Below are 13,729 nucleotides of genomic sequence, written 5' to 3' on the forward strand. Positions count from 1 at the left end.
GTGCATTTACTGCAAAAGCATAATTATCACCACGGAAGCTCGTTATCCATATAGTAGAATCCGCCGGTAGGGCCGTCCGCAGGCAAGGTCGCGAGGCGAACCGCCGTTGTCGCCCCTTCCTCTGGCGACAATTCCGCTTTGTTCCCGCCCATCTGCGTTTTCACGAGGCCCGGATGTACAGAGTTGACCTTCACGTTGGTTTCTGCTGTTTTCTGAGCCCAGTAGGCAGTCAGCATGTTAAGCGCGGCTTTGGACGCTGCATAGGCCGGCGTGCCAATCCGCTGCACAAGCGCTTCCGTGGACATCATGCGGATGGAGCCGATGGCACTGCTCTGGTTGACGATTCTGCCCGCTTCGCTCTTGAGCAGCAAGGGGAGCAAGGCCTCCGTAATGTAATAGGGAGCGAACGCGTTGACTTCAAATGTATCCCGGAACGCATCCCCTGCGTAATCTGCATTTTCAAGCCATACCCCTGCATTGTTCACCAAAATATCGAGTCGGCCATACGTGCTTGCGATATGCTCGGCCAGCGCTTCGATATGGGCAGCATTGGTGACTTCAAGCTCTACTCCGCTCGCCGCAATTCCTTCTTCCCGGAGCCTGGCTGCGGTTTCGTCCGCCGCCGCTTGGGTTCGAGCCGCAACCAGTACCGTAATCCCTTGCTGTCCCAACTGTCTGGCCACCTCGTAGCCGATGCCTTTATTCGCTCCGGTAATTAATGCGATTTTATTTTCCATTTCAATCTCCTCCTCTATGTTTAACCACGTTTTATTTGTTGATGGTGATCAGACCGCCTGTTTGAACATGACGGACATGCTTCAGATGGCTTGCATAGGCGATTTGGCTTTCCTCGATCTGTTCGTCTGAAATGTGGTTGGCATTATGCACAGCAAAAGGCGGCAAATAATGTGCGCTCACATAGTTGGCCAGCGCCTCCATCGGCTTCGCGATATCGCGAATGGTGAACAGATTGTATCCTCCAGGCTGATATGAAGCCGCTGTGCCCGCCGTCGAGATGGCGATGCCGATTTCCTTGCCTTTCAAATGTTCTCCCTCCGGGCCAAAAGCCCACCCGTATGCCAGCACTTCGTCGAACCATTGCTTCAGCAACGGTGGCGTGCTGTACCAAAACAACGGGTATTGGAAAATGATCCGGTCATGGCTGTCCAGCAGTTCCTGCTCACGTTCCACATTAATCTTTCCATCGGGATAAGCTGCATACAGATCGTGTACGACAATGTCCGTTTCTTTTTGTATGGCTTCAACCAAGGCGCGGTTGACGCGGGAATGCTCTAAGTTCGGATGGGCAACGACAATCAAGGTGTTCATGGTTATCTCTCCTTCACATTTTATTGAGAATGATCATTCTAATTAGGCGAAAAAAAATTGGTCTCTGCTTATTTCTCTAAAATTCGCATAGCCTGATTGGCAATCCGCTCAATCTTTTCCTTGGAAACCGAGGTCCGAACCATCACCCGAATGCCGGTCATGGCATTGTGCAACGATTCAGCGAGTTCCTTTGCTTCATAATCCGTGGTGAATTCGCCGTTTTGCTGGCCCCATGATACGATTTCGGTGAGCAGCCCTTCCGACTTTTCGAATGCGCACACCGCTTTGGCATCCACTTCGCCATCCCGCATCGCCAGCTCTGCCGCAGAATTCACGATCATGCAGCCTGGCGGGACGTCTTCTTCGCCGTAAATCATGAATTCAAACACGAACCGAACCGCTTCCTTCGCCGTCTTCGACCGCTTTACCCCAGCCGTTAATCTGGCGCTAATCCGCTCGTCGAATCGATCGATGGCTCTCAGGAACAACGTGTGTTTGTCCGTAAACGTGTCGTATAGGCTCCTGCGGTGAATGCCCATATGTTCGACGAGATCGTTCATTGACGTTTTCTCGTACCCTTGTTCCCAGAAAAGCTTCATGGCCTTATCCAATACGGCTTGCTCTTCGAACTCTTTGCTTCTGGCCATTTCATTTCCCTCCAGTGATCTCATCTTAGCATATTGGGAACGACCAGTAAAGAATTATTTTTACTGATCGTTCTAATATTGCACTCTAGCCGTTGGTGTCAGACTTTTACGTCTATATACGCCACACTAATTAATCACACAAGGCCACTGCGAGTGCAGTACCATCTTCCGATCGCTGTTATCTCCAGATTGGTTCTGCCTCTCCGTTAACGTGTGTTTTTTTGCAATTTATATAGCTTCGGCAAAACGGTGAGCAGTTTCCGCAAGTCATTGATCACAATGTCCGCTTGAGCCAACTCGTCCTCTTGGGCAAAGTCGAAGCTGCACCCAATGGCCGTCAGTCCGTTGTCTTTGGCGGCTCGGATATCCGATAAACGGTCGCCGACTACGGCCCCCTGTTCGATCTCGTATTTTCGCAAGATACTGCCTACCAGATCCGACTTATTCAAGGATGGAATGCGCTCAATGCTGAACACTTCCGTAATCCAGTGAGTCAGATCATAGTGATCCACGATGGTTTTCAAGTATCTTTCCAATCCGTTGCTGGCTATAAAAATGGAATATTGCTGTGCCCGCAGGCCGCGGAATACCTCCTCGACATGGGGATACAGTTCTCCCTTGCCCGCCTCGATATTCGAGATTAACCTTTCTAGAAAAAAACCGTCCGTCTGGGCTCGTACATGCTGAGCGTGCTCCGGCAACAATGTTTCCCACACTTTTGGCAGGGGAGCTCCCATGATTTGACGGTACTGATCGATCGGCGTCTCTCCAACCCATACACCCATGGAACGCAAACGTTCAAACGTGTCTTCCAAAGAACATTCCAGAATCTTATCGGTTTGAAACAACGTCCCGTCCATATCGAATATGATCGATTTCTTCATGCTGCTCTCTTCCCTTCATATGGATACGGATAAACGTATCGCTCACTATTTGGTGTTCATCAATAGATTATATTTTTTGATGATTTAGAAGATATCCCCATACTATCATTTAACGTAAATATACAAGGTGGATTTCAGAAAAAAATCATATGAAGCAAACTGTTTTTTCGATATAGTATCTCTGGGGAGTTGAGAAATATGGAATGGAGGGCTGTCTTTGGAGCCATTGAAACATCTCTTGGAAACGCGGTCAGCCGGACACCTGTTGGACATTGGAACAGGAACGGGAAAATTCATCCCCACCCTGCTGAATGCATTTCGGAATGATTATGCTCGAATTACAGGAATCGATACCGATATCCGAGCCATAGAACAGGCTAATCAGCAATACAGCGATGACGGTAACATCCATTTCCTCGTCATGGATGTGGAGAGTTTGCAGTTCGGCGAGCATACCTTCGACACCGTGTGTATATCGAACACCTTGCATCATTTGCCCACCCTCACAAACGCTCTGACCGAAGCCGTCAGGGTGCTTAAACCCGATGGCCTGATGTTGATCAATGAAATGTTCCAGGATCACCAGACGGAGGCACAACAAAATCATGTCCTGTACCATCATCTGGAGGCGGACATCGATTCGGCCCTGGGCATCTTGCATAGACACACCTACAAGAAGCAGGAAATTCTCGATCTGATCGAAACGCTGAATGTAACGATTATCGATACGATAGAGTACGTGGAGCCCAAATCAGACTTAAAAAATGAGCAGGAAATGACCATCGTGGCACATGCCTGCGACAACCATGTTGCTCGAACCATTCACCTGCCCAACCACGAGCATTTCAAACGACGGGGCGAAGAATTCAAAGCGAGACTCCGTGCATATGGCATTCTGCGCGCTACGCAGTTGGTTGTAATATGTACGAAACACTAAATAAGAGTTCGAGGGGCGACGCTGCACCTTGTCGCTGCGGGAACCTACGGTTCCGCTTATGAAAAGAAACGCCTATTCCTAAGGAATGAGCGTTTCTGCCGTGACCTTTACTATATAGATTGAACCGTAAATTTACACGATAACGAAGAGGGCAGAAAGAATCTGGAGAAGCGAAGCGGTCGCATTTATCACCGGATTTTCCCCTTGAAAAAGGGGATCAAAGAAATCAGGGGATAAGAGCGATCGAAAGATGGTTCTGACCGCGTAGTGACTCTGTGTAAAAATCATTGGTTCAACCTATATAGCTCTTTTTCTGTACAGGTATCCAAATCTCGCTTCGATATTGCGGCGAAGTCACGTCCGGGTGTTCATTCCACAGCATTTCCGGTCCTTCCGCCAATTCAAAATTCGATGAAGGAAGCCATTCCGCAAAGATTCGCCCCCATACCTCCTGAAGCGTATCGGGAAAAGGACCAACGGCAGTAAACACCGCCCACGTTGAAGCCGACACCTCCAATGCTGCCAAACCCTCCGGAGCTTTCAACGTCGTGGCCGCTCCTATGAAATGATCCAGCTCGCCCTTCTCCTCCATCCTTCCCTCACCAAAGTGAGAAGAAGCACTGATGATGCCTGAAGGTTCGATATTGGACAATCCCTTGATCGCGCCGATCAGCTCCGGCGTCAGGCTCTGGTACATTGCAGCGATATCCGGGTTCACTCCATGAAACACGATAGGTACCCTTTTGCTGATGCCCACGATGCGAAATGCTTCCTTTTGCTCCACACGGTAATTCATTTCTCCGCCTCCCTGAATGGTCAATTGAAATGTCATCCGCGGGAAGGCTTTGAGCGATGAACCATGGCCCCTAGCCTCGGAGGGCGTAACCCCATGCACGGCCTGAAAAGCTCTCGCAAACGAATCCGGCGAAGCATATCCGTATTTGATCGCAACGTCAATAACTTTGCTGCCGTCCCGGCTTAGATCGAATGCAGCCAGCGTCAACCGCCGGCGCCGGATATATTCGGATAACGTCATGCCGCTGAGAAAGGAAAACATGCGCGTGAAATGGTATTCGGAACAGCAGGCAATCCGAGTCACCTCTTTCATATCCAGCGTGCTGTCCAGATTCTTTTCCACGTACTTCAAAGCTTCGTTTAATCGAGCCAGCATATCCATGCCCTCACCTCCCCGTACATTCAGCATAACAAAGCCATTCGCTGCCGACCCGACATTCCCTGCACCATTTTGCAGGCTGCACCGCTTTTGTTGCCGGCTCAAACGGTATGAATAAACCAGGCGGATACAGAAAGACAGGCAAAAGAGCAGCCTTGCAGCAACGCCCGAATGCCTGTTTTGCCTTCGCAATGATTTTTGACAAATCTCAAATCTCTCGCAATTTCACATCAAATACTCTGCCATGATCCGCTCAATTTCAAATGGTGTGATTCCTTGATCCACCGCATAGACGGTATCGGCCTGATCCGCTGCATCCACCAGTTCACCCCGGGCCTTGGCATGCATCATGAACAGCTGGTACAGGTCCGGCTTACGCAATGACGTCATCGCTTTGCCGATCAGCACCATGCCTTTCTGGTTGCTTTCGACGTTGTTGGAATACTGGAGTTGGCTCGTCAGCGCCAGATCGGTCCAAATGACCGTTCGCTCTAACAGATCGAGAATGACGGGGATCGCAATCTGGGTGTCGGCAGCGACGTCGATTTTGTTCGCGACTGTCTTCGGCTCGAACGCCTCGCCGGAACCCGGCTTTTTGCGCATCATCCAGCCCACGAAGCACTCCGGCAGGTCGCAATACGGATGACTGGTGTACGAGAGCAAACTCGCCACGACATAACGCCCGCCATACTGGACGATCGATGGAATATGCAGATCGATGAACTCGCACGCGCCATGTGGCGCAGTCACGATATCGCCGCTGTGGACCGCCTTGTACTTGGAAGAGCGCAGGTTCGTATATGAAATATGCTCGACGTAGTTCCACTGGTCGTCATACATTACCGCAGACAGGTCAATATCGACACGTCCGGTGTCCTGTCCATTGACCTTGCCTTCTTTCCACCAGCTGAAAAAACGGATGGTGTCCCCCTCAGCCATCGGCATCCGAGACCCGCGTACGACTGTGTGCAGTGCCTTGCTTGCGGATCTTTGAGAAAATGGCACAACATAATCATTCAGACGCGGATCAACATACGTCTTCCCAAGCGCAGGCAGGTCAGTGAATCGCCTGATCAGTGCCTGCTCGCACAACTCGACCACGTCCCGGCAGGTCTCCTCATCGATGACAGGCAGCTCATCCGGAATGGCAAACGCTTTGGCGACATTGCCTTTCGGGAAAAACACTCGTAAATCCTGCGGTTCATTCCTGCGCGCAAAATGCTCCTTCACCTGCAGCAATACAGGTGTCGATACCTGATGCACGACTTCACCAAACGCCAGCAGCACATACACCTTGTCTTCGGTTAACCGCAACAGCTGATCCAGTCTTCTCGCAAATTCGCCAGGGCGCTGCGACAGCAGGTCGATCAGGCTCCACACATTTTCATACTGGAACGCCAACTCCACACTACCGTTAAACGTGGTGAAAGGTTTATCGTTCCGCAGGACGTCAAAAGCCTCCTGACAGCGCGGATAACGATGCTTATACTCGGAAGGATGCAAAATCTCGCCGAGGCGAATCCAGCGTTCTTTATAACGAAGCATATCCTCGGTCATTGAACCGCATTGCTCCAGTAATCCAAGCAAAAGGCGCCGCTCACGGCGTTTGAATTTGCGAAAGCGCGAAGCCGAGGCAAGGCTTACGTCGCCATCTGACCAAGCAACGGCCAAGCGAAGAACATCCGTGGCTGTTTTGAAATAACCCCCGACGAGGTCCATGCTTGCCTTTTCGTGTCTCAATAATGCTGCTACGACGAATCCGGCGTTTTCCTTGAACGGGATCTCGTCAGGCAATAACGCCTGCAGCTGTTCGGGACCGGCTTGCTCCAGCACCGCATCAATGTCTTTTTTGTCCGTTTCCGAGATGGAGCCCTTTGCTTCGATCAACTGGCGGATCAGGCCAATGAAATGATGCTCGCTTCCCAGGTCGATGACTTTCAAGTCCACACGTTCCAACAATGGCAGCGGCTCTCGTTTTGACACCTTCTGTTCCGGCAGGATATTCGTCAGATAATGAAGGATGGCATTCAGGTATAACTCGGCTTCGTCCGCCTCCATGACTTGTGCCGGAAATCCGGCATACATCGGTTTGTACTTCACATGCGCTCCGACCATAAGCTCCAAATCGACGACAAGCTGCTTAACCAATGCTTCGAATTGATCCTGGGAAAGCTGGCGAACAGCCTGGATTAACCGATCCGAGAAGGTGAAACCAAGCGACTCGATATTTTTCAGGGCAGTGGCCAGCATGTCGTTTGCCACCCGGTTCTCCTTGTTCGTTTGTTCTATATATGGTTCTACAATAAGTTTTTTCGCTCTTCTTACATAAATGGTATTCATCATGATTAAAGAGTCCAGGAAAGCCATGTCCCTATCAAACATAAAGGTTTTGGGTTAGAAGGAAGGAACATGATAGCCTGGACGCCTCCTCTCTGAAACAGAATCTTCAGGAGACCTGCAACCCTAAATCTCCAATGATGTAGAAGGAAGGATCGCAATAGCCTGAAGACCAAAGACCCGAAGCTCGTGGTCCGAACCTTTGATGAACCCATCTTCCCATATTCCTGCAATTCCCAACAGGGCAAAAGTATTACGACTCGAAATGGACGCTCATGGTTTGATGACGATGAGGGATTCATGTACACTTTTAGATGTGATTTCCAATGAATCTGATAAGAATCGAGGATAAGATTCGATGCATATACAACATCTGTATCATAGTTATTTGAATATGAAATACAACCGGGCGCTGCCGTTACTGGAAACCCGACCATTCGAGTACGCTTTATGCGAAGACGGCGGGGCGGAACTGTTTTTCACCGATCACCCGGAAGAAACGTTTGCAGAGTGGCTGTCGGAGCTGCAGCCAAGAGATCCGAATTACGTTGCAAACCCGGATTGGAAGCCCATGCTTCATGAGCAATTTGCGCAACTGGACGTTTATGAGGAGCTGATTCTGTATTATCTGCTGTACACCATCAACGCCACAACGTCGATCGCCAGCCTGAATCCGTACAATGCCATGAACGACTTTATGAAAAACTATGCTTTCTTTCAACTCAACCCATTGACGGGCATAAGCAGACTCAGCGATGAGCAAAAAGGACAGTTAAGGGAATTTTTCTTCTTTTTCTATCTCTACGCCCATCCCGTAAACGAGGAGACGTTATACGCCTTTTCGTTCAAGGGGCATACACTCGTCCATAACAAGACTAATATCGAGGTAGAACGGTATATTTCCGCATTCCATGACCATTGCATCCACAACTTTGCGGATTTCGAAGACCGGCTGTCCATTCTCCCGTCCAACATCAAGGCGTGCAAACAACTCACGCTGGAATTACTGCGATCCATTGAAGGCCATGCGCCCAAGCTGACCATGCCGCCGGAAGAGGGAATCGAGACCATATTGCGCCTCATCAACGACGTCGATGAAATGCTGCGCATGCATTCGGAGAACAACGCCGAGTTGTTTGCGGTGATGCGTGATTTTATGGAGAACAACCCCGGCGCTTCAACTCCCTATTCCGAACACTGTTTCCGCATCCTGTTGCAAAACTATGTTTCGTACATCCTCTTTTTTAACTTCGATGCCATTCGTGATCTGGTGAAGTACTTCAAGGATGACCCGCTGTGGGGCAAAACGATCATCAACCATATGTTCACGGACGCGATTTTGATTCAAAAAATCATGCGGCAGCTCCGGATTGATCTTGCCTTCTACCCGGAGGTCACTGCATTGTTCGAGGAGCAGGCGCGCCAGATTTATTTGTGAGTCCGTCCTTATTCCTTAAAGCGCATTCCCTCCAAAAGACGTTTGAAAGGATGGCTCTTTATATGCAGGATTTTGGCTTATTATGTCGAAAAGCATGTGTACTATGAAACCATTAAAACGTATGCCCATCCCTAGATATGTAGTCTTGTCCAGCCTGTTTCTAACCCTTTTGCTTGGATCCCGCTTCGTTTGGTCGGAAGGCTTCACCATGCCGCCATCGCCGCAGCCGGTGAATGGCACCTTGGATTTGCGCGGCTGGGATCTATCATCCGCATCGCCTGTTTCGTTGGACGGGGAGTGGATGTTTTACCCGAACGCCCTGTTTTCCCTCCAGAAATTACTCTCGTCCCCCAATCCACCCCGATCGATTATCGTGCCCGGCGATTGGCAGAGCGAGATGTCCACCTCATCTTCGTCGTTCGGGTATGGAACGTATCGGCTGCGCATCCTTATCGACTCTTCGGTGAAGGACGTCGCCCTCTGGGCCCAAAAAATCCAGGCCTCCTCCATCGTGGAAATCAACGGGAATACCATCGCCGGATTCGGCCGTCCTGCCGTCCGCGAGCAGGACTACAAACCCGAAAGAACAGCCTTCACGGCAACTTACGCCACGAACGGAGCCACGGAGCTTGAGCTTCTCGTGCAGGCGGCGAACTTCGATGATCCGTATAGCGGCGGTTTAACGCGCTCGCTCTATTTCGGCACCCCGGAGGCTATTGCCCGCGATCACGGTCTCTCGGTCGATTTGCAGAAAATCACGTTTGCCATTTTGCTCTTGCATAGCTTGTATGCCCTTGCCATGTTTTTTTTCAATCGCAAACAACGCGCATTGCTGACATTTTCCCTATTGACCTTTTCAGCGGCGCTTACTGTCGTATCCGACCATGACGGCTTATTGCTAAGCTGGCTGCCGCTTAATTTTACTTGGATGGTCAAGGCCAAGGCGCTTTCCTATCCGTTGTTTTCGTTTTTCATGCTGCTGTTGGCCAGAAGCTTTTCCAATAGCTCCAAAGCCATTTCGATATTTCGCATGTATGCTGGATTGCTTGGAGCCCATTGTGCATTTTTGCTGGTTGCTCCGGTGCGCAGCATCTATGTCTGGCTCGAAACCGGAATATCCGATGTGCTATACCTGTTCCCGATCGCATGGTCGGTCGTTCTGTTCATGAAAATGGCTGCCGACAAACGGGATGACGCGACATTCCTTCTCTTTGCAGCGACAAGCAGTCTGTCCAGCGTGTTATGGGGAATGGTTAATTCGCATAACGAAATTACCAACGTCTACTATCCCATCGACGTCATCGCTGCCATATTCGGCTTTTCCGCGTACTGGTTCAAGAAGTATTTCCGAAACGCGTCGAAAATCCAACATTTATATGATCAGCTCAAAGAAGAAGACGCGCAAAAAGATCAGTTTTTGGCCAACACGGCCCACGAGCTCCGCACGCCGCTGCACGGCATGATCAACATTGCCGAAAGCATTGCCGGGGAGGAGAGGCGCCGTACCGGAAAAGCGCATTCGGAAGACATGAAATTGTTGATTACAATTGGCCGACGGATGTCGCAGCTGGTCGACGATTTGCTTGACGTTATTCGGCTCAAGGAGAAACGCATCGGGCTGCAGTATAAAGACGTGTCCCTTGCCTCGGTCGTTTCGGGCGTGGTCAGCATGTTCCGATATATGGCTGAGGGCAAGCCAGTCAACATCGTCATGGAAATTCCGGATACGCTGCCGCTTATTCAGGCAGACGAAAGAAGACTGGTTCAAATCCTGTACAACCTGCTGCACAATGCCCTCAAATTCACCGATGAAGGGACGATTACCGTTGCCGTCGAAGCAACGATGGGAGTACATGCAACCATGCGGGTCTCCGATACGGGCATCGGCATGAGCGAAGAGATGCAAAACAGGATATTCGACGCTTATGAACAAGGGACTTCCAATGCCCGCCTGAGCGGAGGACTTGGATTAGGGTTGAGCATTTGCAAACAACTCGTTGAGCTGCACGGAGGGAGCATTGCGGTACATTCCGTTCTTGGACAAGGTTCTACCTTCATCGTACATCTCCCATTGGGGCAACCGGCTGCTCAGATTATTCCACCGGGACAACGGCAAACGCCAATCCGCCATGAACCCACGGAGACCAGTAATCGTTTGGATGATGAAAACACATTTTCCCGGCCCCACCCTTTCAACGCAGAATCCCATGAAAGGGCGGCAGCTCGAATTCTCGTCGTCGACGATGACCCCGTCAATCTGCGTGTGCTCGTATCCATGTTATCGAGCGAGTCTTATCTGATCCAGCCTGCGGCCTCTGCGCGGCAGGCCCTCGAATGGTTAGAGGGAAAACATTGGGATTTGGTCATTGCCGACGTTATGATGCCGCAAATGTCGGGGTATGAACTGACGGAGAAGCTGAGGGGACGATTCTCGGCTTCAGAGCTTCCAATTCTGCTGTTAACGGCCCGAAACGAACCAGCCGATATTTATGCAGGCTTTCTGGCAGGAGCTACCGATTACGTGACCAAGCCGGTAGATGCCATGGAGCTGAAACATCGTATCCGATCGCTGGTCGATTTGAAACAGTCCGTCGATGAAAGGTTCCGGATGGAGGCCGCGTATTTGCAAGCCCAAATCCAGCCCCACTTCCTGTTCAATACGCTGAATTCCATCATGGCGCTGAGCGACCTGGATACGGAACGGATGCAGAAGCTTGGCGATGCCTTTATTTCATATTTGCAGACGAGCTTTGACTTCCTGAATGCCGAAAACCTGGTTCATATCCAGCATGAACTGGAGCTTGTCCGGGCCTACCTGTACATCGAGAAGGAGCGCTTCCCTGACAGACTCAACATCGTATGGGACATACCGGATACCATTGACGTGCTCCTGCCCCCGTTAACGATCCAACCCCTCGTTGAAAATGCGGTGAGACACGGCGTTCTTAGCCAAGCAGAAGGCGGGACGCTCCGCATTCAAATGGAGGAGCAAAAGGACGGAATTCTCATTGAAATCCAAGATGACGGCGCAGGCATGGACGAGTCCCGGATTGCACAAGCGCTCACTTGGCCCAAGTCAAGAACCGGGCAACCGGGCGGGATTGGATTAACCAACACGAATCGAAGGCTCAACCAGATTTATGGTCAAGGGCTTCATATCGTCAGCAAACCAGGGAAAGGTACGAAAGTTTCCTTCATCATTACAAATGGTTGAAATGTGCTCTCAACTTCAGATCATTTTAAAGCCTCAATGTCTGCTCCAATAAATACCGCTCAGGCGTTTTGCCGATCACAGTCTTGAAATCTTTGCTGAAATGCGCCTGATCATGATACCCCAGCTCCACGGATAAACGCGCGAGGTCGGTGACCTGTCCAAGGTCCATCGCCTCCGCTGCGTTCTGCAACCGAAACAGCCGAATCACCGACTTCGGGTTAACGCCAACGTATTTCGAGAATAGGCGCTGCAATTGCCGGAGGCTGATATCAAAGCACTGCCCCAGCTGCTCCACTTTCGTGATCTCCCGGTTTCCTTCCATATGGTCGATGATCTGGTTAACAAGCGTAATGTTCTCGTCATACCGCGGCACTTTGGCTGCGAAACAGTCATCCAACACCTTGACCATCCCCGCATCATTGGACTGTGCCAGTACCCTCTCTTCCAATTCAGAACCCTGGATTCCCAGTACAGCAACCACGTCGATGGGTTTAACGATACATTCCGACATCTCCCTTTTTATATACGGGTAAAGCCCTCCCGGTCTGAATTTGGCACCAAAAACGACTCCTCTCCCTTCCAAACGCTGGGTGTATCGCTCCTTTGCCGGCCCATAGAAACACGTTTTCCCCTTTTCCACCACCAGGTTGGCGCAAGGGTTGGGGACAACATCTTGAAGGTGAGGCTGCTCCCCCTCCAAGTTCCATTCGACGATCCAGTAATGCTTGATGAATGGGGATATCGGTCCCGTAGCGGGATAACGATCCAAACGGAATTTGCCCCCGGCTCCGTAAAGTCCAAGAACGCCCATACTCGGGCGGGATTTCGAAATGCCCATGCTTTCTTCGCTCCGTTCCGTCAAGATTGTGATCCTTCAGTAATAGGGACAAGTTTCTGTCGCGTTTTTACAATACGTCTGCGTAAGGGTCAATTTATAATGAGTGTACCACACAGCCTCTGACAAACGCAGAAGTTATCTATATAAACCGCATAAAACAAACACACGTTAACGGAGAGGCAGAACCAATCTGGAGAAGCGAAGCGTTCTAAAAGCTTTCTGAAAGAAAGCTGTATCGGAAGCATAGGCCTATCACCGGATTTTCCCGTTGAACAAGGGAATCGAAAAAATCTGGGGATAACAGCGATCGGAAGATGGTACTGCACTCGCAGTGCCTTAGTGTGAATGATTAGTGCGGTTTATATAAAAAAAGTTGCACACTTAAGGAGGAGCATGATTATGGAATTACAGTACATTTTTTATATCGGCGCAACGCCAGAACACGTATGGAATACCCTGGTGAGTCCGGAGGGCACGCGCAGCACGTTTTTCGGCGCTGTCCTCAACACAACCCTGGAACCGGGAGCGGCTTTCCAGTATGTAGGCCCGGGCAACGACGGGGACGAGACGGTGCATGTCTACGGCACCATCCTGCAAGCCGTTCCCGGGAAGGTGCTCAGCTACCTTGAACATCCTGGAGCATCCTACCGTGAAAACCACGCCGATCTTGAATCACGGGTAACTTTTACCTTGGAACCCGTAGGCGGCTGCACCAAACTGACATTGACCAATGACCAATGGACCCCTGGGCACCCGTCCTTTGCCAATGCGAAGGAGCATTGGTGGATGATACTTAGCAGCATTAAAACGTATGCCGAAACGGGAAAAACCTTGGATTTTGGCTGGTAACGGACGGGATCAAACGTATTGACGCTGGACCTGCGTTGATTATGAATTAATACGCCAAAAAAGCCCCTATGTCCTGTCTAAC

The 13,729-nt window shown here is 50.4% G+C and carries 11 protein-coding genes; 4 read left to right on the top strand and 7 right to left on the bottom strand.

Translation table 11 applies throughout. The features are described from left to right. Positions 1 to 26 precede the first annotated feature (26 nt). The 4 genes from MKY59_RS30450 to MKY59_RS30465 form a co-directional block, all read right to left on the bottom strand. Positions 27 to 737 carry an SDR family oxidoreductase gene (locus MKY59_RS30450; RefSeq protein ID WP_236413519.1) on the bottom strand — a complete coding sequence of 237 codons (711 nt, stop codon included), beginning with the start codon at positions 735 to 737 and terminating at the stop codon, positions 27 to 29. A 31-nt stretch (positions 738 to 768) separates the two neighbouring features. Beyond that, complete coding sequence (locus tag MKY59_RS30455) at positions 769 to 1,329, bottom strand: NAD(P)H-dependent oxidoreductase (protein WP_339275290.1); 561 nt, start codon at positions 1,327 to 1,329, stop codon at positions 769 to 771. A 68-nt stretch (positions 1,330 to 1,397) separates the two neighbouring features. Then, on the bottom strand, positions 1,398 to 1,976 hold the full coding sequence (locus MKY59_RS30460) for a TetR/AcrR family transcriptional regulator (RefSeq protein WP_339275292.1): 579 nt from the start codon (positions 1,974 to 1,976) through the stop codon (positions 1,398 to 1,400). Positions 1,977 to 2,182: 206 nt separating this feature from the next. After that, positions 2,183 to 2,860 (bottom strand): HAD hydrolase-like protein, encoded by a 678-nt coding sequence (locus MKY59_RS30465; protein ID WP_339275293.1) that lies wholly within the window; start codon positions 2,858 to 2,860, stop codon positions 2,183 to 2,185. A 217-nt stretch (positions 2,861 to 3,077) separates the two neighbouring features. On the opposite strand from MKY59_RS30465, the gene MKY59_RS30470 reads away from it, so the two are divergent. Next, positions 3,078 to 3,797, top strand: a complete 720-nt coding sequence (locus MKY59_RS30470; RefSeq protein WP_339275295.1) for a class I SAM-dependent methyltransferase — start codon at positions 3,078 to 3,080, stop codon at positions 3,795 to 3,797. Positions 3,798 to 4,089: 292 nt separating this feature from the next. Here the strand turns inward: MKY59_RS30470 and MKY59_RS30475 are convergent, their stop codons facing one another. Further along, on the bottom strand, positions 4,090 to 4,974 hold the full coding sequence (locus MKY59_RS30475; RefSeq protein ID WP_339275296.1) for an AraC family transcriptional regulator: 885 nt from the start codon (positions 4,972 to 4,974) through the stop codon (positions 4,090 to 4,092). A 222-nt stretch (positions 4,975 to 5,196) separates the two neighbouring features. Next, positions 5,197 to 7,314: a TerD family protein gene (locus MKY59_RS30480; RefSeq protein WP_339275297.1), complete on the bottom strand. Its 2,118-nt coding sequence runs from the start codon at positions 7,312 to 7,314 to the stop codon at positions 5,197 to 5,199. Positions 7,315 to 7,666: 352 nt separating this feature from the next. Here MKY59_RS30480 and MKY59_RS30485 point away from each other — a divergent pair, with 352 nt between their 5' ends. Continuing rightward, a complete protein-coding gene (locus MKY59_RS30485; RefSeq protein ID WP_339275299.1) occupies positions 7,667 to 8,746 on the top strand; it encodes a hypothetical protein in 1,080 nt (359 codons plus the stop codon). Between the two features lie 103 nt (positions 8,747 to 8,849). Beyond that, positions 8,850 to 11,960, top strand: a complete 3,111-nt coding sequence (locus tag MKY59_RS30490; protein ID WP_339275300.1) for an ATP-binding protein — start codon at positions 8,850 to 8,852, stop codon at positions 11,958 to 11,960. 25 nt (positions 11,961 to 11,985) lie between these two features. On the opposite strand, the gene MKY59_RS30495 is transcribed toward MKY59_RS30490, so the two are convergent. Beyond that, positions 11,986 to 12,822, bottom strand: a complete 837-nt coding sequence (locus tag MKY59_RS30495) for a helix-turn-helix domain-containing protein (RefSeq protein WP_236413528.1) — start codon at positions 12,820 to 12,822, stop codon at positions 11,986 to 11,988. Positions 12,823 to 13,197: 375 nt separating this feature from the next. Here MKY59_RS30495 and MKY59_RS30500 point away from each other — a divergent pair, with 375 nt between their 5' ends. Continuing rightward, positions 13,198 to 13,647: an SRPBCC family protein gene (locus MKY59_RS30500; RefSeq protein WP_339275302.1), complete on the top strand. Its 450-nt coding sequence runs from the start codon at positions 13,198 to 13,200 to the stop codon at positions 13,645 to 13,647. Positions 13,648 to 13,729: the final 82 nt, after the last annotated feature.

Source organism: Paenibacillus sp. FSL W8-0426, from assembly GCF_037969725.1.
GTDB lineage: Bacteria > Bacillota > Bacilli > Paenibacillales > Paenibacillaceae > Paenibacillus > Paenibacillus hubeiensis.